This is a genomic window from Nocardiopsis mwathae (assembly GCF_014201195.1).
GTDB classification, from domain to species: domain Bacteria; phylum Actinomycetota; class Actinomycetes; order Streptosporangiales; family Streptosporangiaceae; genus Nocardiopsis_C; species Nocardiopsis_C mwathae.
On sequence record NZ_JACHDS010000001.1, the window covers coordinates 1,902,885 to 1,923,151 of the forward strand.

At 72.7% G+C, this 20,267-nt stretch carries 17 protein-coding genes; 4 read left to right on the plus strand and 13 right to left on the minus strand.

Features of this window, described 5'->3' with window-relative positions:
- Nucleotides 1-23: 23 nt before the first annotated feature.
- Complete coding sequence (locus tag HNR23_RS07810) at nucleotides 24-1,742, minus strand: sensor histidine kinase (RefSeq protein ID WP_184074755.1); 1,719 nt, start codon at nucleotides 1,740-1,742, stop codon at nucleotides 24-26.
- A 116-nt stretch (nucleotides 1,743-1,858) separates the two neighbouring features.
- Nucleotides 1,859-2,602, minus strand: coding sequence for a helix-turn-helix domain-containing protein (locus HNR23_RS07815; protein ID WP_246421641.1), 744 nt, complete (start codon nucleotides 2,600-2,602; stop codon nucleotides 1,859-1,861).
- 215 nt (nucleotides 2,603-2,817) lie between these two features.
- On the opposite strand from HNR23_RS07815, the gene HNR23_RS07820 reads away from it, so the two are divergent.
- On the plus strand, nucleotides 2,818-3,273 hold the full coding sequence (locus HNR23_RS07820) for an STAS domain-containing protein (RefSeq protein WP_184074756.1): 456 nt from the start codon (nucleotides 2,818-2,820) through the stop codon (nucleotides 3,271-3,273).
- On the opposite strand, the gene HNR23_RS07825 is transcribed toward HNR23_RS07820, so the two are convergent.
- Nucleotides 3,248-4,891, minus strand: coding sequence for a PH domain-containing protein (locus tag HNR23_RS07825; RefSeq protein WP_184074757.1), 1,644 nt, complete (start codon nucleotides 4,889-4,891; stop codon nucleotides 3,248-3,250). The genes HNR23_RS07820 and HNR23_RS07825 overlap by 26 nt on opposite strands.
- Nucleotides 4,888-5,382, minus strand: coding sequence for a PH domain-containing protein (locus tag HNR23_RS07830; RefSeq protein WP_184074758.1), 495 nt, complete (start codon nucleotides 5,380-5,382; stop codon nucleotides 4,888-4,890). The genes HNR23_RS07825 and HNR23_RS07830 overlap by 4 nt, the downstream gene beginning before the upstream one ends.
- A gap of 104 nt (nucleotides 5,383-5,486) precedes the next feature.
- On the opposite strand from HNR23_RS07830, the gene HNR23_RS07835 reads away from it, so the two are divergent.
- Nucleotides 5,487-6,407 carry an SPFH domain-containing protein gene (locus HNR23_RS07835; protein ID WP_184074759.1) on the plus strand — a complete coding sequence of 307 codons (921 nt, stop codon included), beginning with the start codon at nucleotides 5,487-5,489 and terminating at the stop codon, nucleotides 6,405-6,407.
- Nucleotides 6,408-6,423: 16 nt separating this feature from the next.
- The gene (locus HNR23_RS07840) at nucleotides 6,424-6,669 is read left to right on the plus strand and encodes a hypothetical protein (RefSeq protein ID WP_184074760.1); all 246 of its coding nucleotides are present in this window, start codon (nucleotides 6,424-6,426) and stop codon (nucleotides 6,667-6,669) included.
- Between the two features lie 432 nt (nucleotides 6,670-7,101).
- Here the strand turns inward: HNR23_RS07840 and HNR23_RS07845 are convergent, their stop codons facing one another.
- The gene (locus HNR23_RS07845) at nucleotides 7,102-8,451 is read right to left on the minus strand and encodes a cytochrome P450 (RefSeq protein ID WP_184074761.1); all 1,350 of its coding nucleotides are present in this window, start codon (nucleotides 8,449-8,451) and stop codon (nucleotides 7,102-7,104) included.
- A 239-nt stretch (nucleotides 8,452-8,690) separates the two neighbouring features.
- Nucleotides 8,691-9,863: an acyl-CoA dehydrogenase family protein gene (locus HNR23_RS07850; protein WP_184074762.1), complete on the minus strand. Its 1,173-nt coding sequence runs from the start codon at nucleotides 9,861-9,863 to the stop codon at nucleotides 8,691-8,693.
- A gap of 154 nt (nucleotides 9,864-10,017) precedes the next feature.
- Between HNR23_RS07850 and HNR23_RS07855 the strand changes: the two genes are divergently transcribed.
- Nucleotides 10,018-11,265 carry an acyl-CoA dehydrogenase family protein gene (locus tag HNR23_RS07855; RefSeq protein WP_184074763.1) on the plus strand — a complete coding sequence of 416 codons (1,248 nt, stop codon included), beginning with the start codon at nucleotides 10,018-10,020 and terminating at the stop codon, nucleotides 11,263-11,265.
- Between the two features lie 79 nt (nucleotides 11,266-11,344).
- Here the strand turns inward: HNR23_RS07855 and HNR23_RS07860 are convergent, their stop codons facing one another.
- From HNR23_RS07860 to HNR23_RS07890, 7 genes are all read right to left on the minus strand, one after another.
- The gene (locus tag HNR23_RS07860) at nucleotides 11,345-13,114 is read right to left on the minus strand and encodes a class I adenylate-forming enzyme family protein (RefSeq protein ID WP_184074764.1); all 1,770 of its coding nucleotides are present in this window, start codon (nucleotides 13,112-13,114) and stop codon (nucleotides 11,345-11,347) included.
- A gap of 282 nt (nucleotides 13,115-13,396) precedes the next feature.
- Complete coding sequence (locus HNR23_RS07865; protein ID WP_184074765.1) at nucleotides 13,397-14,062, minus strand: S1 family peptidase; 666 nt, start codon at nucleotides 14,060-14,062, stop codon at nucleotides 13,397-13,399.
- A gap of 85 nt (nucleotides 14,063-14,147) precedes the next feature.
- Entirely contained in the window at nucleotides 14,148-14,855 is a 708-nt protein-coding gene (locus tag HNR23_RS07870) for a S1 family peptidase (RefSeq protein ID WP_184074766.1), read from the minus strand.
- Between the two features lie 94 nt (nucleotides 14,856-14,949).
- Nucleotides 14,950-15,657 carry a S1 family peptidase gene (locus HNR23_RS07875; RefSeq protein ID WP_184074767.1) on the minus strand — a complete coding sequence of 236 codons (708 nt, stop codon included), beginning with the start codon at nucleotides 15,655-15,657 and terminating at the stop codon, nucleotides 14,950-14,952.
- A 90-nt stretch (nucleotides 15,658-15,747) separates the two neighbouring features.
- Nucleotides 15,748-16,461 (minus strand): S1 family peptidase, encoded by a 714-nt coding sequence (locus tag HNR23_RS07880; RefSeq protein WP_184074768.1) that lies wholly within the window; start codon nucleotides 16,459-16,461, stop codon nucleotides 15,748-15,750.
- 336 nt (nucleotides 16,462-16,797) lie between these two features.
- Nucleotides 16,798-19,410, minus strand: a complete 2,613-nt coding sequence (locus HNR23_RS07885; protein ID WP_184074769.1) for an FtsX-like permease family protein — start codon at nucleotides 19,408-19,410, stop codon at nucleotides 16,798-16,800.
- A gap of 3 nt (nucleotides 19,411-19,413) precedes the next feature.
- Nucleotides 19,414-20,181, minus strand: coding sequence for an ABC transporter ATP-binding protein (locus tag HNR23_RS07890; protein ID WP_343070468.1), 768 nt, complete (start codon nucleotides 20,179-20,181; stop codon nucleotides 19,414-19,416).
- Nucleotides 20,182-20,267 lie beyond the last annotated feature (86 nt).

Consider the following 20,267-nt stretch of genomic DNA (forward strand, 5'->3'; position numbering starts at 1 on the left):
GCGCGGCCGGGGCCGAGTGCCGGCTAGGCGAGCGGGACGCGCCAGTGGAAGACCGTCCCGCCGCCGTCGCGCGGGCGTAGCTCGAACAGGCCGCCGAGTTCCTCGGCGCGCGTCCGCACGTTGTTCAGGCCGCTGCGCCGCCCCCCTTCGGGGACGCCCGAACCGTCGTCCTCCACCTGGACGGCCACGGCCTCGTCGGCGACACGGATGTCGACACCGACCTGGGAGGCCCCGGCGTGCCGGGCCACATTGGACAGCGCCTCCTGCAGCACGGCGAGCAGATGGTCGGCGATGCCCGGATCCACGGCGCTGTCGATCGGGCCCTCCAGCAGCAGCCGCGGCGCGAACCCCAGTGTCCCGGCGGCGCCGTTCACCATGTCCACGATCTGGCTGCGCAGCCAGTCGGCCCCGCCCTCCGCGGTGTGCTGCAGCTCGAAGATGGTGGAGCGGATCTGCCGGATGGTGTCGTCGAGGTCGTCGACGGCCCGCTGCACCCGCTCGGTCGACTCCTTGTCCGCGATGCGGTTGGCCGCCCCCATGAGCGACATGGCGGTGGCGAAGAGCCGCTGGATCACGATGTCGTGGAGGTCGCGGGCGATCCGGTCGCGGTCCTCCAGCACGCTGAGCCGCTCGGCGTCGTCCCGCGCCTCGGCCAGCTCCAGCGCGACCGCGGCGTGGTCGGCGAAGGTGGACAGCATGTCCTGCACCGCGTCGGGGAAGGGCGAGCGGCCCGGCCGGTTGCCCACGATCAGGACGCCGCGGACCCGGTCGGGGGGCCCGAACGGCACCAGCAGCACCGGGCCCAGCCCCAGTTCCTTGAGGAAGGCGGCGCCCAGGCTGGGGTGGGTGGTGACGTCGGCGAGCCGCGGCTCGCCGCGGTTGTAGACCTGGCCGACCAGGGTCCCGGAGGCGTCGACCGCCCGCCCGCGGCCCTTGTCGCCCTGGAAGCCCTCGCAGACCCGGACGGTGAGCCGGTCCTGATCGCGCTCGGGCAGGGCGACCAGCGCCAGGTCGGCATCCGACATCAGCCGGGCCCGGCGCGCCACCAGGCGCAGCACCTCGTCGGTGTCGGCCCCCGACAGCAGCCGGGTGGTGATCTCGCCGGAGGCGTCCAGCCAGGTCTCCCGGCGCCGGGTCTCCTCGAAGAGGTGCGCGTTCTCGATGGCCACTCCGGCCGCGGTGGCCAGGGCGAGAACGAGGGTCTCGTCGTCCTCGTCGAAGTCGTCGCCGTCGGTCGTGTCGGCCAGGTAGAGGTTGCCGAACACCTCGTCGCGCACCCGGATGGGGACACCCAGGAATCGCAGCATCTCCGGGTGGCCCTTCGGGAATCCGACCGACGCCGGGTGGTCGGCGATCGCGGAGAGCCGCAGCGGGCGCGGCTCCTTGATGAGCAGGCCGAGAAGGCCCTCACCACGCGGCCAGTGGTCGATCCGGGCGATCTCCTCCTCGGTGACGCCCACCGGGATGAACTGGGTGAGCTCCCTGTTCGGGCCGATCACGCCGATCGCGCCGTAGCGCGCGTTCACCAGGGTCACGGCGGCCTCGGCGACCCGGCGCAGCAGCGTCTCCAACTCCAGGCCCTCGCCGATCGTGATGACGGCTTCCAGCAGTGCGTGGATGCGGTCGCGGGTCGCCATGATGGTGGCCATCCGCGACTGCACCTCGTTGAGCAGGTCGTCCAGCCGCATCTGCGGCATCGGAAGACCCTCCCGGCCCGTATCCCCCGACCGCGGGTCGACCATCGCAGTCCGCCTCGTTCCGCTCGGGGCTCTCCGTCCGCAGGGAGCCCATCGCTTTCGAGTCTAGATCCCCGGTATCGGGGGTCACCCGAGCCCGCCCACGGGCGCGGGCGGCCCTTTCACCCCGTCGGCGGGTCCGCTGCGTCCTGCGTCGCATCCGCCGTATCCGCCGATGGGAGCCACCGGCCGGAGATCCGGGTCGGCATGATCTTGAGGTAGGTGTCGCGCTCGCCCCCCGCCCACGGGCGGATGGCGCGGACCTGCCGGATGTCCCTCAGCTCCAGCGGGTCGCGGATCCAGTGGGTCCGGCCGGTGATCAGCACGCTCCACCCCTCGTGGCGGACGGGGTCGATGTGGTCGACCTGGAAGGCCACGTGGCCCTCGGCGTTCTGCGCGATCACGCCGAACGGCGCGGTGCGGAAGACGACGACGTCGTTGAGCACCGCGAAGTTGACCGGGAGCACCGTGGGCGCGGCGTCGCCCGGGATGACGAACGAGATGCGGCCCAGCCCGCCCTTCCCGATCAGGTCCAGGCACCGCTGGGCGCTCAGGTGCTCGGGCATCGGGGCGGCGGGGCCGGCGTCGCGCTGCGGGGGTGGCTCGGTCCCGCGGAGCATCGCCGGTGTGGTCCGCAGCGCGTCGGCCAGGCGGGCCAGCGCCCAGCGGCTCACGAACGCGGGGTGCTCTTCGAGGTAGGCGAGATACCCGGGGGTGATCCCGGTGCGCTCTGCCACGGTCTCCCGGCTGAGCCCCAGCTCCTCGCGGCGGCGCGCGACGCGTCGGCCGAGTTCCCCCCGGCTCCGCTGGGTGTGGTCGACCCTGGGCACGATCATCGCCTCCTCACGTATACGTCGGTCCCTCATACCCCCAGTCTCCGCTCACCGGCCGTCGCGGGCCGGAGGCTTAGGGCATCGGCCCGGAGAGTCGGAGGTCCCGCCCGCGCGCTCGCGTGCGACTCGGCCGGATTGGGCGGAAATTTCGCGGATTCGCCCTTATCCGGGTCCGTGGACCGATACGATCTTGCGCACGGGGGAGTGATGGTGTTGTCACGTGGGGTCGTGTAGAGAGGCGGCGCGGGGTGACCGAACGACGGTCGGACAGCTTCCCCTGCCATGAGGCCATCGTCGTTCCGGTGCGCGGGGAGATCGACATCGCCACCGCCGATGACATGCGCGACCGCGTCCTGCGGGCCGCCCATCCGTCGCCCAGCACCGTCCTCACCGAAGGCGTCGCCGTCCGGGCGGGCGCCGCACGACGCGGGGCCGCCCCGCGGCAGGGCGGGCCGTGCGTCATCGTCGACCTGTCCGGGGTCGTGTTCTTCGACGCCAGCGGCGTGCGGGCGCTCATGGCCGCCTACCGCGTGCTGATCCGCGAGGGTCGCCACCTGGTGCTGGCCGAGCCCTCCCCGGCGGTCGCGCGCATCCTCGCCACCCTGAACATGGACCGGGTCTTCGAGATCTACCCGATCGTGGAGATGGCCCTGGCCCACGTCCGCGCCCCCGAGCGGGTCAGGCGCGCTCCAGGAACGGGGTGAGCAGGTCCGGAACCGCGGCGTCGGCGAACGCCAGGCCCTCGCCCAGGCCCACGTCCGGCGCGCAGTAGACGCCGTCGCCCGCGGCCGTGGTCGCGCGCACCGTGGCCAGGCCCAGGCGGCGCTGGAAGGGCGACCGCGATACCGTCCAGCCGATGACCGCCTCGCGCCGCAGCGCAACGGTGGTGCGCGCCAGCATCCCCGTGCGCACCACCAGGTACCGGCGGCCCACGGCATGCCCCAGCCCCCGGTAGCAGCCGACCGCGTAGGGCGCCAGCAGCGCCGCGGAGCCGAGCGCGACCACCGCCACCCCCCACAGCGGCAGCCGGTCCAGCAGCGTACCGGCCACCGCCGCCGAGACGCTGAGGGCGCCCGTGGCCGCGGCGGCGCGGTTCAGCCGACGGCGCAGTGCCGCCCGGGGGTGGGCGGTCAGCGGGACGTCGGTCGGCGAACCCGCCTCCGCGAGGACCGCGCCCGCGACGCGCAGTGCCTCGGCGCGCGGCATCTCCGGGGTCAGGGAGCTCTTGGCGACGGCGGCACCCTCCCGGTCGGCGAGCCCGGTCGCCACGGCCGACACGGCGGCGGCGCCGAACCAGCGCAGCGGCAGGGGTTCGCTCACCGCCACCCCGCGCAGCCGGCGCTCCTCCAGGGACAGCGAGGCGAGGTTGAGCAGGCCGCGGCGGAGGCGCAGCGTGCCTCCGGGCTCGCGGGACAGCCGGTAGCCCCACCACGCCTCCAGCTGTAGGGCGACGGCCGCCACGGCGCCGGTGACCAGCACGAACAGCAGGGCCGCCGGGATGGCCAGGATGAGGCGGGCCAGCAGGAAGGCATAGATCTCATGGGCGGCCTCGACCGGAAGGAGGGGGAACGACCCGGCCCGTTCCGGGCCGATCCAGCCCAGCCCGCCGAGTACGCCGCCCAGCGCGGCGGCGCCCAGGGCGACGGTGTACCAGGTCAGTGCGGCGTAGCCGAGCCAGACGGGGGTGAGGCGGGCGAGCTCGGCGGGCGCGGCCGCCCCGTGTTCTCCGCTGTCCCCGGTGGACTCCGGGGACCGGGACCCGCCGCGGCCGGCGGCATGGACCAGCAGCTCCCTGCGCAGCCGCTCGCCCTCGGCCGCGATGACGTAGTCCAGGCGGAGTTCGTCGGCGCCGGTCGCGTCGACGTTCCGGCCGGTGCCCACGACCACGCCGCACAGTCCGAACGGGCGGGCCCATACCGGCGCGTTCACGTCGACGCTGCGGATCCGCTCGCGCGGGATGGACCGGTAGCTCCGGGCGAGGATGCCCGTGTACATCTCCACGCGCTGCCCGGTGACCCGGTAGCGGGTGAGGCGCAGCCGCAGCAGGTCGATGCCGACCAGCCCGGCGACCAGCAGGGCGGTCGCCGGGACGATGACCGCGGCCCAGGGCGGCAGGCCGTCGAGGAGTGCGATCACGGCGGTGGCGATCAGTGCGGGTAGGCCGAGGACGACGGCGAGGGCCACCGCGCCCGCCCACGCGGTCAGCGGGCTCAGCGCGCGCCAGGCGGGCTCGGCGCACGGCGCCGGACCGCCCACCCGGGCGGAAGGGGCGTCGGTGCGGCCGTGGCGGGGCAGGGGGGTCGCCGGAGCTCCGGTACTCATGTCGCGTCTCCCGGGGTGGCCTGGGTGGTCTGGGTGAGGTAGCGGGCGAGCTCGGCGGCCCGCGTGCGGTCGAGGCCGACGATGCGCAGCGACCCGGCGGCCGACGCCGTGGTGACGGTGACGGTGGACAGGCCGAGCAGCCGCTGCAGCGGGCCGCGCTCGGTGTCGACCGTCTGGATACGGGACATCGGCGCCACCCGCCACTCCTGCCACAGCCAGCCGGAAGAGGTGTAGACGGCGTCCACGGTGGTCTCCCAGCGGTGCACGCGGTACCGCCACCGCGGCATGGCCAGGGTGACGGCCACGGCCGGAGCGGCGAGGGCGGCGGTGCCGAGCCACAACCACGCGGCGAGCTCCTCGACCAGGGCCGCGGCGATGGCCGGGGCCGCGACGGCGGGCACCGCGACCAGGAGGGAGTGCAGGGTCCACAGGATGATGGCGCGGCGGTCGACCCGGTGGTGGGGTGGCCGCAGGCGCAGATCCGTGGTCATCGTGTCGTGCTCCTTCGGACCGTCGGTGTAAAAAGTGATATCACAATGATAGTCTTACGTCATCGGTAAGCTTGGATGTCCGAGATCAGCGAAAGGTTCCGACGATGACGGCCGACACCACCACCAGCGCCCCCGGGGGCCCGATGCCCGAACCCCAGTACCGCGAACACGCGGCCTTCGGCTTCCCCGGGGTGCCGGCGTTCCTGCTCTGCCTGCTCGTCCTCGCGGTCGGCGCCGCGCTGGTGGCCGCCGGGTTCGCCGCGGGGGTCGTCGCGCTCATCCCCGCGGGCGCGGTGCTCGTGCTCGCAGCGGTCGGGGCCGCGCTGGGGCTCACCGTCGTCGCGCCGAACGAGGCCCGCGTCCTGCAGTTCCTCGGCCGCTACGTCGGAACCGTCCGATCGGACGGGCTGCGCTGGGTCAACCCGCTGACCACCCGCCGGCCGGTGTCCACCCGGATCCGCAACCACGAGACCTCGGTCATGAAGGTCAACGACTCCGACGGCAGCCCCATCGAGATCGCCGCCGTGGTGGTCTGGCAGGTGGAGGACACCGCACGCGCGGTCTTCGAGGTCGACGACTTCGTCCGGTTCGTCTCGATCCAGACCGAGGCGGCCGTCCGGCACATCGCCAACAACTACCCGTACGACGCCCACCAGGCGGACACACTCTCGCTGCGCGACAACGCCGACGAGATCACTGAGAAGCTCTCCAAGGAGATCTCCGAGCGGGTCCAGTCGGCCGGGGTGCGTATCATCGAGTCCCGGTTCACCCACCTCGCCTACGCCCAGGAGATCGCCCAGGCGATGCTCCAGCGCCAGCAGGCCACCGCGGTCGTCGCGGCGCGGCAGCACATCGTGGAGGGCGCCGTCGGCATGGTCGACCTCGCTCTGCAGCGGCTCTCCGAGGAGCGGGTGGTCGAGCTCGACGAGGAGCGCAAGGCCTCCATGGTCAGCAACCTGCTGGTGGTGCTGTGCTCGGACCGTCCGACCAACCCGGTCGTCAACACCGGATCGCTGTACCAGTAGGGAGCGGCCGAACATCGTGGCCGAGCGGAAGAAGATCCTCCTCAGGCTGGACCCGGCGGTCCATGACGCCGTCGCCCGCTGGGCCGGAGACGAGCTGCGCAGTACCAACGCCCAGATCGAGTTCCTCCTCCGCCGGTCCCTGACCGACGCCGGGCGCATGCCCAAGAACCCGGGCGAGATCCCGCGCCGCGGGCGGCCGCCTAAGCGCGCCCCCGGCGGAGTGGAGGGGACCGACGACACCGACCCGACCCAGGACGGGTGACCTCCGGGGGTCGGCCGCACCGTGTGGCGGCCGACCCCCGGGCTCCGGCCGCGGCACCGCACGGCGTCACGCCCCGGCCGCGGAGCACGGGGGAGGGATGATCGGGCCGGGGCGGGCTCCGCGGCCGCGCATCTCCATCGCGTCGGACATGGCGCTCACGATATGTCTCAAGACCGGAGCGGTGGGGCGCGAACGTGGCGGCGCGGCAGGGCCGACTCCGCTGCCGCCCGCTACGACCTGCGCGCTCGCACCGACGGCAGGCGCGTCAAGGGCGCCATGTGGCCAGAATCGGCCACTCATGACCCATATTCGGTGCGCCGAGGACTGCCGGGTGGGCCTCCGACGACCTCGGAATCCGGCATCGGACCGCAGCCCGCCGCCACCGCCACCGATCCCTCGGGTCGCCGTCCGCGGATTCGGGCCGGGGAGCCGTCAACGGTTCTCGACGATCATCGGCAGCGCGTCCGGGCGCGGCACCGCCGCGGGCACCTCGCGGACCCGGTGCCAGCCGGCCGGGCGCAGCCGCCAGCGCGAGCACACCGCCGCCACCGCCACCGTCATCACCGTCCAGGCGATCGCGTCACCCACGCACCGGCGGCCGCCGTCGCCGAACGGGAGGAACGCGCCGCGCGGCAGGATCCGCGAACCCTCCGTCGACACCCAGCGGTCCGGGTCCAGGCGCTCGGGGTAGGGGAACAGCCACGGGTTGCGGTGCATGGCGTAGGGGCTCACCGCCAGTTCGGTCCCCTCCGGAACGTGCATGCCGCCGATCTTGACAGGTGAACAGGTGCGGCGCGGCAGCAGCGGCGCCGCGTGCAGGCGGACCACCTCGTTGAGCACCCGCTGCGTGTACGCCAGGCGGGGCGGGTCGCCGGGGGCGCACGGCCGCCCGTCCAGGACGCGGTCGACCTCCTCACGCAGGCGGTCCGCCACCTCCGGGTGGCGGGCCAACTCGTGGAACGACCAGGCCAGTGTCGCGGCGGCCTGCTCGGTCCCGGCCATGAGCAGGGTGACCAGCTCGTCGCGGATCCGGTCGTCGGTCATGCCCGCGCCGGTCTCCGGATCGCGTGCCGCCATGAGCAGTGACAGCAGGTCGTCGAACCCGCCGTCGTCGGCCCGGCGGTCCTCGATCAGGGTGTCGACGACGAACCGCAGCCGCGCCGCGGCGGCGTCATAGCGCTGGTGCGGCGGGTTCGGCAGGCGGTCGAGCAGGCGCGGCGTGATCGCGCGGCCGAGTACGCCCTTGGCGACCACGCGCGTGGAGAACCGGATCTCCGCCGCGGCGGCCCGCCCCAGCCCGCTGGAGAACGCCGCCTCCAGCAGGATGCCGAGCACCAGGTCGAACATGGCCTCGTCCACCCGCACCATCTCGGCGGTGCGCCAGGCGGAGGTGAGCTCCTCGGCGTGGTGCGCGCTGATCTCCGTATACCGCGCGGGCGGGACCCCGCGCAGCGCGGCGCGTACGAGCCGCCGCTGCCGCCGGTGCTCCCCGCCGTCCGACATCGCCAGGCCGAGGCCCAGCACCGGCCGCAGCCGTTCGTACAACCGCCCTCTGCCGAGGCTCGCGGCCTTGGTGACCAGCACCTCGTACGCCAGCTCGGGGTCGGTGACCAGATAGACCGGGAGCGGGCCCACATCGACGCGGACCATGCCGCCCTTCGGCCGCTGGGAGGCGAGGAAGGCCAGTGGGCGGCGCCACAGGGGCACCGTATGCCCGGCGAGCGGGATCCGGCCCCGCGCGGCCGGGACGGACCCCAGAGAAGCCAGCGAAGCCAAGGCCATGGTGTGTCTCCTCCTTCGCCTCTCCGGCGCTCCGCCGCCGGCGCGGGCGGTGCGCATAAGGGCCGACAAGATCCCCCAGAGCCGATGAAAGCACCGATCTGCCTGCGGTGATCGCCAGGGCGAGAAACGGACCGCAGCATGGAGCAAGGAACCCGAGAAGAGGACGCGCCGGAACCACCCGCCGCCACGATCGGGATGTCGGTCGGCGCACGACCGGCGATCGCCGCGGCGCGCCGTGATCACCGTCGGGAGGCGGCGCCACCCGTCAGGCCGAGGGCGGGGGCGAGTCGGCCGCGGTGCCACTCCGGGGAACCGAACAGCAGGGCCGAGCCGTGAGCGCGTTTGAAATAGCGGTGGGCGTCGTGCTCCCAGGTGAGGCCGATCCCGCCGTGGAGTTGGATGGCCTCCCCCGCGATCGTGCGGAACGCCTCCGAGCAGGACGACTTGGCCAGCGCGGCCACCGCCGAGGCGTCGGGGTCGCCATCGGCCAGGGCGAAGGCGGCCGCGTACGACGCGGAACGGGCGCCTTCCAGCAGGACGTACATGTCCGCCAGGCGGTGTCTGACCGCCTGGAAGGCGCCGATCGGGCGGCCGAACTGCACGCGGCGGCGGACATGCGCGAGCGTCATGTCCAGGCAGTGCGCCGCCCCGCCGACCTGTTCGGCGGAGAGGGCCGTGCACGCGGCGTCCATGACGTGCCGCATCACCCGGTCGCCGTCCGCGCACAGCAGCATGGCGGGGGCGGCGTCCAGAGCGACGCGGGCCTGGGGGCGCGACAGGTCCATCGGCACCTGCGGTTCGACGGTGACGCCGGGTGCCGCAGGGTCGACCGCGAACAGTGCGAGGTCGGAGCCCGCGCGCGCGGCCACCAGCAGCACCCCGGCGCGGTCGGCGTCGAGTACGTGCTCCTTGACCCCGGTCAGCCGCAGGCGGGCGCCCGCCCCCGGCAGCCCTGCGTCGGGCGGGTCCGCGTCGGCGCCCCCGGTGCCCTCCTCGGCCCGGGTGGCGATGTCGTCGGGGTCGAAGGAGCCGCGCTCCGCCCACCCCAGCGCCCCGACGCGCGTCCCCGCGGCGATCTGCGGCAGCCAAACCGCGCGGATGGCGTCGGCGCACGCCGCCAGGGCCTGGGCGGCCAGTACCGCCGAGCCCAGGAACGGGGTCGGCGTCAGAGCCCGCCCCAGCTCCTCCATCACGACGTGCGTCTCCACACAGGAGAACCCGGCGCCTCCGTCCTGCTCGGCCACCGCCAGCCCGGCCGCCCCTACCTGGTCGGACAGCACCCGCCAGATGCCGTCGGCGGTCCCGCCCCCCGCCGGTTCCACCCAGGGCGCTCCCCTGGCGGACCCGTTGCCGCGTTCCAGCACCCTGCGCACGGTCGCGCGCAGTTCCTCCTGTTCGGCACCGAAGCGCATGGGCCTCCTCCGACTCCGACGGGCACCGGGGGTCGCGTACGCCGGACGGTGGGGAGAGGGGATCGTGCCACCGTCCGGCGCCTCTCGTCCAGTATCACCTAACAAGTGTTTGATAGGGTAGCGTCCGCCAGCCCGCGGGGACAGGAGGGGCCGGATGGAGGCAGTCGACCCACACGCTGAGCGGCACGCCGATGGCGCCGGCGGAGACACCCGCGATGAGCGGGAGTTCCGCGAGGAGGTACGGGACTGGCTGGACGCCAATCTCACCGGTGACTTCGCCCGCGCCCGCGGCCGGGGCGGCCCCGGCCGCGACCACGAGGCCTTCGACGTCCGTCTGGCCTGGGAACGCCACATGGCGGCGGCCGGGTGGACCTGCATCGGCTGGCCGGAGGAGTACGGCGGCCGCGGCGCGAGCATCCGGCACCAGGTCGTCTTCCACGAGGAGTACGCGCTGGCCGAGGCCCCCGCCCCGGTCAACCACATGGGGGAACACCTCCTCGGCCCGACCCTGATCGAGCTGGGCACCCCGCGCCAGCGCGACCGCTTCCTCGCGCGCATCACCGCCGTCGACGAGCTGTGGTGCCAGGGCTACTCCGAGCCCGGTGCCGGGTCCGACCTCGCCGCCGTCGCGACCCGTGCCGACCTCGTCGGCGACCACTGGGTCGTCAACGGCCACAAGGTGTGGACCTCGCACGCCGACCAGGCCGACCGGTGCTTCGCGATCGTCCGCACCGAGCCGGGGTCCCGGCGGCAGCAGGGCCTGAGCTGCCTGCTGATCCCGATGGACCGGCCCGGCGTCCACGTCCGCCCGATCACCCAGCTCACCGGGGCCTCGGGCTTCTGCGAGGTGTTCTTCGACGACGCCCGCACGGACGCGGCCGACATCGTCGGCGCGCCGGGTGACGGCTGGCGGGTGGCCATGACCACCCTCGGCTTCGAGCGCGGGGTGTCGATGCTGGGTCGGCAGGTCGGCTACGAACGGGAGCTGCGGCGGCTGGTGGAGGCCGCGCGGGCCAACGGTGCGGCGGACGACCCGCTGATCGCCGACCGGCTCGTCCAGGCCTGGATCGGGGTCCGGACCATGCGCTTCACCGCGCTGCGCACCATGGCCGGGCTGCGCGACGGGGCGCCCGGCCCGGAGGCTTCCACCGGCAAGATCCACTGGGCGCGGTGGCACCGCGCCCTCGGCGAGCTCGCGATGGACGTGCTGGGCGCCGGGTCGATGCTCACCCGGGGCGCGCCCTACGACCTCGACGCCTGGCAGCGGCTCTTCCTGTTCTCCCGCGCCGACACGGTGTACGCGGGCACCGACGAGATCCAGCGCGACATCATCGCCGAGCGGGTGCTGGGACTGCCCAAGGACCGCGGCCCGCGACCGCCGGAGGACCGGCGGGGACGGTGAGCGACCGGCCGTGGCCGGTCGGGGCCGGGGGGCGGACGCTCGCGCCTTCGCTCTGCGGAGCCGCGGCGGAAGGGGCCGGTCAGCCGTCGCCGATCCACCCCTGCTCTGTGCGTACCTGCTTCTTCAGCAGCTTCCCGGCGGCGTTGCGCGGCAGGCCGTCGTCCACGACGCGGATGTGGTCGGGGATCTTGAAGGCGGCGAGCCGCGACTTCAGGTGGTCGCGCAGTTCGCCGGGGGCCAGCCGGTGGCCGCTGTGCAGGCGCACCACCGCTCCGACCTCCTCGCCGTACACCTCATGGGGGACGCCGACCACGGCCACCTCGTGGACGGCGGGATGCTCGTGGATCGCCGCCTCCACCTCCGAGCAGTAGACGTTCTCTCCGCCGCGGATGATCACGTCCTTTATCCGATCTACAACGTAAAGGAAGCCCTCGTCGTCCATCCGACCGATGTCACCCGTCCGCAGCCACCCGTCGACGAAGGTCGCCGCCGTCGCCTCCGGCCGCTGCCAGTACCCCAGCACCACCCCGGGGCCGTTGAGCCAGATCTCACCCGGCTCGCCCGGTGGCAGTTCCGCCCCCTCCGCGTCGACGATCTTCACGTCGACCGCGGCGACGGGTACCCCGGCGCTGTCCGGTCGCAGCAGGTAGTCGGTGGCTGCGTTGAGCGAGGCCGTGGCCGAGCATTCGGTCAGCCCGTAGCCCTGCGCGAGCACCAGGTCGTGCAGTCTCCCGTGCGCCCGCGAGACCAGCGCCGGTGCGGCCGGAGCGCCACCCGTGCCCAGGGACAGCAGGCTGGAGAGGTCGTATTCGCCCAACCGCGGTGAGGCGAGCATCTGCGCGACCATCGTCGGCACCGCCGTGATGCCGGTGACCCGCTCGCGCTCCACGAGCCGCAGGGCGTCCTCGGCGTCCCACCGGTGCATCAGCACCAGCGTCCCGCCGCGCGCCACCGTCGGCAGCATGATGGTCTGCGCGCCGGTGGCGTGGAACAGCGGGACCGGACACAGCACTACCGGGCGCGGCAGCGCCTCCAGGTAGCCGACGCCGTCGTCGAAGTCCAGGCCGATCCGCATGAGTGAGCGGACGCGCGCGTAGTTCAGCGAGACGATGTTGGAGAGCATGTTGCGGTGGGAGGCGACCGCCCCTTTGGGGGTGCCCGTGGTACCGGAGGTGTAGAAGATCGCCGCGGGATCGTCCGGAGCGATGCCGGGGTCCGGGGGCAGCACGTGCTCCTCCGTAGGGCCCAGCACCTGGGCCCACGTGCGCGTCCCGGCAGGGAACGGGCGCCGCTCGCCGTCCGTCCCGCGTCCGGGGGTGCTCGCGGTGCTGCGGACGGCGATCACGGGGACGCCGAGCCGCGGCAGCGCGTCGGCGAGCCGGTCCGTCCGCTCCTGGTCGGCGATCAGTACCTTCGCACCGCTGTCGCTGAGCCCGAACTCCAGCTCGCCGGCGGCCCACCACGAGTTCAGGGGCACGGCGATCGCGCCGATGCTCGTTGCGGCGAAGAACGCGATCACCCACTCCGGGTGGTTCCGCATGGCGATCGCGACCCGGTCGCCCTTGGCCACCGCGTTGTCCTCGGCCAGGCGGCGGGCCAGGGTGGCCGCTGCGCGCTGGAACTCGGCGTGGGTCATCCGCTCCCGCTCGTAGACGAGGGCGGGGGCGTCACCGTGCTCGCCGGCCGCCTCCAGCACCGCCCGCAGGTGGGGCGGGGTGTGCTTCCAGACGCGGGTGGCGGTTCCGTTGACGTCGGCGATCTCGATCTCGAAAGGGCTTCCGGACACCAGCATGCGGGCGGTGACGGCGGCCATCGGGCGCAGGGGGCGGGTGGGGTCCGTCGATGTCATGTCTGCTCCGATCGGGTGTCCCCGGGAGAACCGGAGAGCGGGGCGGAGGGGGAAACGACGAAGGGCGGCGCGAAGGCCGCCCTGGTGCGCGTCATCCGATCCGGACCGGTGCGAGCGCGCTGATGGGGAGGGTACGGGAGGCGTGGCCGCCCCACCGGTCGATCCTGTCGGTGCGACACATCGATGTCTCCAACGGCGCGCGTGGGGTCCGTAACCGAAGTGAGGCGACCCTATAGGACCGACCGGTCGGTGTGCCCGCCCGGGTTGCCCGTGGCCGGGAGATCAGCCGGTGACCAGCGTGAGGTCGTACTTGGGCAGGATCTGCTCGATCGGCCGGAAGAAGGTCACGCCGCCGGTCCGGCAGTTGCCGCTGCCTCCGATGGTGATCCCTTGGAGCTGGTCACCGCTGTAGACGGGGCCACCGTGGTCACCGGGCTCGACGCAGATGGTCGTCCGGGTCACCCCGTGGACGGGCCAGGGGACGGGGTAGAGGCTCTGGTTCTTGGCCTGGATGGTCCCGCAGTGCCAGCCGGTGGTCGGGCCGGATCGGCAGACGGAGTCTCCGACCGGGGCCTCACGCGATCCCCTGACGGTGAGGTCGTCCCCGCCACCGTAGCGGTGGGCGTAGGGGGTCAGGATCCAGTCCTGGTGGGCACGGACGAAAGCCACCACGTCCGAGCGGGAGGCCCATTCGACGGTTCCCCGCTGGCCGTTGGCCAGCCGGACGGTTCCGCCCACCTCGCCGCAGCCGTATCCGGTGAGGAAACCACCGCCGCCGTCCGCGGTCCGGACGACGGCGCCGATCGCGCAGTGCCCTCGGTCATCGATGAACAGGGGTTCCCCGGCGATGAGCCGCGTCTCCTGACCGAAGGCGGGAGCGGGGGCGAGGGCGAGAAGTGTTGCGAGGGCCAGCAGGGAGGCGCCGACGAGGCGGCGAATGGGTGTCATGGCTGCGTTCCTTGATGCGTGGTGGGGTGGGAGAGAGGAGGGGATGGAGTGCGGGGCGGGGACCCGTGCCGCCGCCTCCGCATGGTCACCCCGTGATGAGCCGCAGGTCGTGCTTCTGCAGGACAGGAGCGATCGGTTTGAAATGGGTGATCCCTCCGATACGGCAGTTGCCGCTTCCGGCGATCAGGATTCCCTGGAGTTGGCTTCCGCTGTAGAACGGGCCTCCGTCGTCACCCGGCTCTCCGCACGCGTCGGTCCGGGTCATCCCGCGCAGTCGCCAGGGGTAGGGGATGGTCTGGTTCTTGGCCTGGATGGTCCCGCAGTGCCAGCCGGTGGTGGTTCCGGATCGGCAGACGTCGGCCCCGACGTCGGCCTCCTGCGATCCCCGGATGAGCAGGGGGCCGCCGCCCTGGTAGCGGCGGGCGTAGGGGGTGAGGATCCAGTCCTCCCGGCCGCGGACGAAGGCGACCCCGTCACCATCGCGGTCCGACCACACGACGGTGCCCCTCTGGCCGTTGGCGAGGGTGACCGTGGCGCCGACCCGTCCGCAGGTCGCGGTGGTGAGGAACCCGCCGGTACCGTCCGCGGTCATGACGGTCGCGCCTATGGTGCAGCGCGTGTTGGCCCCGTAGACGGCGTCGCCGGCCATGATCTCCACGGTGTCATCGGCCGTGGGGGTGGGCGTTGCGGTGCGGCCGGTGTCGGCCGTGGCGGTGGGGGTGAGGGCGAGGAGGGTCGCGAGGGCCAGCAGGGAGGCGCCGAGGAGGCGCAGGGTGTGGGGGATGGGTGTCATGGCCTGTTCCTTGGTCCTTGCCTGGGGGAGCGGACGAAGGGAAAGAGGGAAGAGCGGGGCCCGGGGTGGGGAATCGTGCCGCTCTTCCGTGGGGTCAGCCGGTGACGAGCCTCAAGTTGTACTTGTGCAGGATCGGGTTGATCGGTTTGAAGAAGGTGGTGCCTCCGGTCCGGCAGTTGCCGCTGCCGCCGACGATGAGGCCCTGGAGCTGGCCGTCGCGGTAGACGGGGCCGCCTTCGTCGCCGGGCTCAGCGCACGCGCTGATCCGGGTCAGTCCGCGCATGGCGCCCCACGGAAAGGCGACGGTCTGGTTCTTGGCCTGGATGGTTCCGCAGCGCCAGCCGGTGGTCGGGCCGGATCGGCAGACGGCGGCGCCGACCGGAGCCTCCTGGGACCCGCGGATGGTCAGGTGGCCGCCGCCTTGGTACCGGTTGGCGTAGGGGGTGAGGATCCAGTTCTCTTTGGCCCGGACGAAGGCGACCCCGTCTTCACGGGAGGACCACACGATCACGCCGGTCTCGCCGTTGGAGAGGCGGACCGTGGCGCCGGCCGGGCCGCAGGTGGCGGCTGTGAGGAACCCGCCGGTGCCGTCGGCGGTTCTGACGGTCGCGCCTATGGTGCAGCGCGTTCCGGTCCCGTAGACGGGGTTGCCGGCCATGATCTCCACGGTGTCATCGGCCGTGGGAGGGGGTGCTGCGGTGCGGCCGGTGTCGGCGGATGCGGTGGGGGCGAGGGCGAGGAGGGTCGCGAGGGCGAGGAGGGCGGCGCCGAGGAGGCGCAGGGTGTGGGGGATGGGTGTCATGGCCTGTTCCTTGGTCCTTGTCTGGGGGGACGAAGGGAAAGAGAGAAGAGCGGGGTCCGGGTGGGGGCCCGTGCCGCTCTTCATCTGGGGTCAGCCCGTGACGAGCCGCAGGCTGTACTTGTGCAGGATCGGGTTGATCGGCTTGAAGAAGGTGGTGCCGCCGGTGCGGCAGTTCCCGCTGCCGGCGACGGTGATGCCCTGGTGGTGGGTACCGCTGAAGTACGGAGTTCCCAGTTCTCCCTCTCCTGGCTCAACACACACATTGGTCCGGGTCAGCCCGTGCATGGGTCCTTCGGGGAGGTCAACGGTCTGGTTCTTGGCCTGGATGGTTCCGCAGCGCCAGCCGGTGGTAGGGCCGGAACGGCAGACGGAGGTTCCGATATTGGCCTCCTGCGATCCCGTGATGGTGATATATCGGCCGACGCCGGACAGGCGAGTGTAGGGGGTGAGGATCCAGTCCTTGTGCGCCTGGACGAATGCGACGCCGTCTTCGCGGGAGGACCACACGATGGTGCCGCTCGTACCGCCCGGCGCGGTGACGATGTCGCCTGCTCGCCCGCAGGAGAACGGGGTGAGGAATCCACCGGTGCCGTCTGCGGTCACGACGACCGCGCTGATCGTGCACTGGCGGCTGAACCTGGAGAAAGAGTCACCCGTGATGAGGTGGACCGCTCGCTCGGTGGTGGGAGTAGAGGTGCTGGCGCGGCCGGTGTCGGCGGATGCGGTGGGGGTGAGGGCGAGGAGGGTCGCGAGGGTCAGCAGGGAGGCGCCGAGGAGGCGCAGGGTGTGGGGGATGGGTGTCATGGCCGTGTTCCTTGGTCCGTGCCTGGTGGGGTGGACAAGGCGCGGCGGCGTGCGGGGACGGGGGACCCCCGTGCCGCCCGTTTCCCAGGGGCGGCCCGCGTCGTGTGCGGGGCGTTCTGGGGCGGGGTTCATCCGATGAAAGTTGAACCAGTCGAACGATAAGCAGATGGTGGGGCGTCCGAATAGACCCCTTTGTTTACTGAAACGGTCCGGGTACGCCGGACGGGGCCGGGGCCCGCGGTGATGCCGCAGGTCCCGGCCCCGTCGGAGAGCAGGCCCGGGTGCGGGGCGGCCGGTCGGCTGACCGACACCGGCCACGCGGTCGCGCCCGCCCGGTCAGCCGACCTCGCCGGAGCCCAGCCCCGCGATCGAGGTGCGCGCGGCCTTACGCGCGGGCAGGACCGCGGCGAGCAGCCCGGCGATCACCGCCGCGGCGAGGAACACCGTGATCAGACCCGTCGGCACGCGCAGGATCAGGTGGTCGAACGTGGCCGCCGCAGCGGCCCAGCCGAACACCACTCCGAGCGCGACCCCCAGAGCGGTGCCGATGAGGGACACCAGGACGGCCTCGATGCTCAGCATCCTCCGCAGCTGCGCCCGGGTCAGGCCGAGCGCGCGCAGCAGAGCCGACTCGCGGGTGCGTTCCAGCACCGACAGTGCCATGGTGTTGGCGATGCCGAAGACCGCGATGATGATCGCCAGCCCGAGGAGTGCGGCCACCGTCCAGAACACGCCGTTCATGATGCCGGAGTACTGCTCCTTCATCTCGGCCGCGCCGCCGAGGACGAGCGTGGGGTCCGCCGATATCGCACCCAGGATGGCCTCTCGGACGTTCGCCAGCTCTTCCCCATCCGCTGCTTTCACCAGCACCGCGTCGTCGGTGGTGGAACCGGGGAAGGCGGCGGCGAAGTCGGTGTCGTCCAGGACGATGCCCCACAGCGGGCCGTCCCCGTCGGGGATGGCCGCGATCTCGTAGGACCGCTCTCCCCGCTCGGTGGGGAGCGTGATGGTGTCACCGACCTCCAGGCCGAGCCAGTCCGTCAGGCCGAGGTGGACCGCGATCTTGCCCGGCCCGACCTGGGAGAGGTCTCCGGCGACGACCTTCTGCCGCACATCGGTGCCGACCTCGGCCCCGATGTAACCGACGACCGGGGTCGAGAACTCTTCCTCAGGGCCGTCCAGCGTGGCTTCGGCCTGGCGCCGCGGGAAGGTTCCGTCGATCTGGGGAAGCGCGTCCAGTTTCCGGGTGATCTCCGGTGGGACGCCGGTGTCGGCGTCCTCCTCATCGGCCGCGGCGCCGAGGCCCCCGATCGGCTGGCGCATCACCTCGTAGTCGACGGAGAACTTCAGCCCCAGCTGGTCGTCGAGGGTGGCCTCCATCGAGGAGTTGATCACGGCGTAGCCGGTCATCAGGGTGGCGCCGACGGTGAGCGCGATCATGGCGGTGGCGGCGCGTTTGGGACTGCGCCGGGCGTTGTCGGCGGCGAGCATGCTGGGCACGCCGATCTTTCGCATGGGGGCGCCGACGAGGCCGACGACGGCGCGCACCAGCAGCGGGCCGATGGTCACGACTCCGACGAAGCACACCATTCCGGCGGCGGCGACGAGGATCATCCCGGTGTCGTCGGCCTCGCCGCGCACGGCGTAGGCGACCATCGCGGCCGCGGCGAGGAAGAACACCGCGGATGCGGCGGCGCGCTTCCACCCGCTGCCCTCCTCCATGCCGGCGGCTACGGCGCCCGACCGCAGCGCCGCGAGCGGCGGGATGGCGGTGGCGCGCCAGGCCGGGAGCAGGGCGGAGACCACGGTGACGGCGGTGCCGACCAGCAGTCCGGCGATGACGGTGGTGGGGCTGAGCGTCGGCAGGCCGCTGACGGTCACGCCGTCCAGGAGGGCGGGTGCCAGGGAACCGACGGCGGTGATGCCCGCGGTGGCCAGGAGGTATCCGGCCGCGATTCCGATGAGGGAGGAGAGGGCACCCACGACGGCCGCTTCGGTCAGGACCTGGCCGAAGACCTGGCCGCGATGGGCGCCGACGCAGCGCAGCAGGGCGGTTTCGCGCTGGCGCTGGGCGATGAGGATGGCGAAGGTGTTGTAGATGACGATGCCGGCGACGAACATCGCGACGGCGGCGAACAGCAGCAGTGCGGTGCCCAGGAGTTTCACCTGGCCGCCGCCGGCACCCTCGGCCATGGCGTCGCCGAGTTCCTGGCCGGTCATGACCTTGGCGGGGGCGCCGAGCGCGGTGTCGAGGGCCTGTTTGACTTCGTCGGGTGTGGTGCCGTCGGCGCCGATGACGTCGATCTCGGTGAAGTCGGACGACCCGGTCATCCGGGTCGTGGTCGCGGGGGTGAAGCCGACGGCGCCCTGCATGGCGAGGTCCTGGTCGACGCCGAGGTCGATGATGCCCACGACGGTGAAGTCGCGGGGGTCGCCGTCGGAGTCGAGGATGGTGACGGTGTCGCCGGGGCCGTAGCCGGTGGCGGTGGCGCTGGTGTTGCCGATGGCGACTTCGTCGTCGGCCGTGGGCAGGCGCCCCTCGGCTGCGGTGTGGCGGGTGGCGAGGTCGTCGCCGACGGAGATGCCGGCGGTGCCCCAGCCGACGATGCGGCCGTCCTTGTCGAGCAGCGGGGCGTCGCCGCGGATGAGGCCGTCGGCCTCGGCGACCTCGGGCAGGTCGCGGGCCGCGGCGAGCATGCCGGGGGTGAGCGTGGGCTCCTGCCACTCCTGTTCGTCGTCGGGCTCGGGGGCGGCGGTGTCCCAGTCGATGAGGACGGCGGCGTCGATCCGGTCGGTGGAGCCCTTCACCTTGGCGTTGAAGGTGTCGTCGATGGTGTCGGTGAAGACGAGGGTGCCGGAGACGAACATGACGCCGAGGATGATGGCCAGGGCGGTGGTGATCAGGCGGCCCTTGTGCATGCGCAGGCCGGCCAGGGTGGTGCGCAGCACGGCTCAGGCCTCCAGCTTCACGAGGCGGTCGAGCACGGTCTCGGCGGTGGGGGCGTGGACCTCGTCGACCAGGCGGCCGTCGCGCAGGAAGACGACCCGGTCGGCGTAGGAGGCGGCGACGGGGTCGTGGGTGACCATGACGATGGTCTGGCCCAGCTCGCGGGCCGAGTCGCGCAGGAAGGCCAGGACCTCGGCGCCGGAGCGCGAATCGAGGTTGCCGGTGGGCTCGTCGGCGTAGACGACCTCGGGGGCGCCGAGCAGGGCGCGGGCCACGGCCACGCGCTGCTGCTGGCCGCCGGACAGCTTGGAGGGCAGGTGGTGCAGCCGGTTCTCCAGGCCGACGACCTTGATGATGTGGTCGAAGCGCTCGCGGTCGGTGCCGCGTTTGGCGATCTGGGCGGGCAGGAGGATGTTCTGCTCGGCGGTGAGCATGGGCAGGAGGTTGAAGGACTGGAAGATGAAGCCGATGCGGTCGCGGCGCAGGAGGGTGAGCTGCTTGTCCTTGAGGCGGGTGATGTCGGTGCGGCCGAGGTGGACGGTGCCGGAGGTGGCGGTGTCCAGTCCGGCCAGGGTGTGCATGAGGGTGGACTTGCCCGATCCGGAGGGGCCCATGATCGCGGTGAACGCGCCGCGGGTGAACTCCACCGACACGTCGTCCAGGGCGCGGACCGCCGAGTCCCCGCTGCCGTACACCTTGGTGAGATTACGGGCGGTGACGACCGGCTCGGGGCTCGATGGCCGGGGTGCGATGGCAGTGGCGTGTTCGCGCACTTCGTGTCCTCCTGGTCGCGGTGGTGGATGGGTCCGCGGGCCGGGTCGCGGGAGGAGCGACCTGGCCACAGGAGGGGTAACGCCGC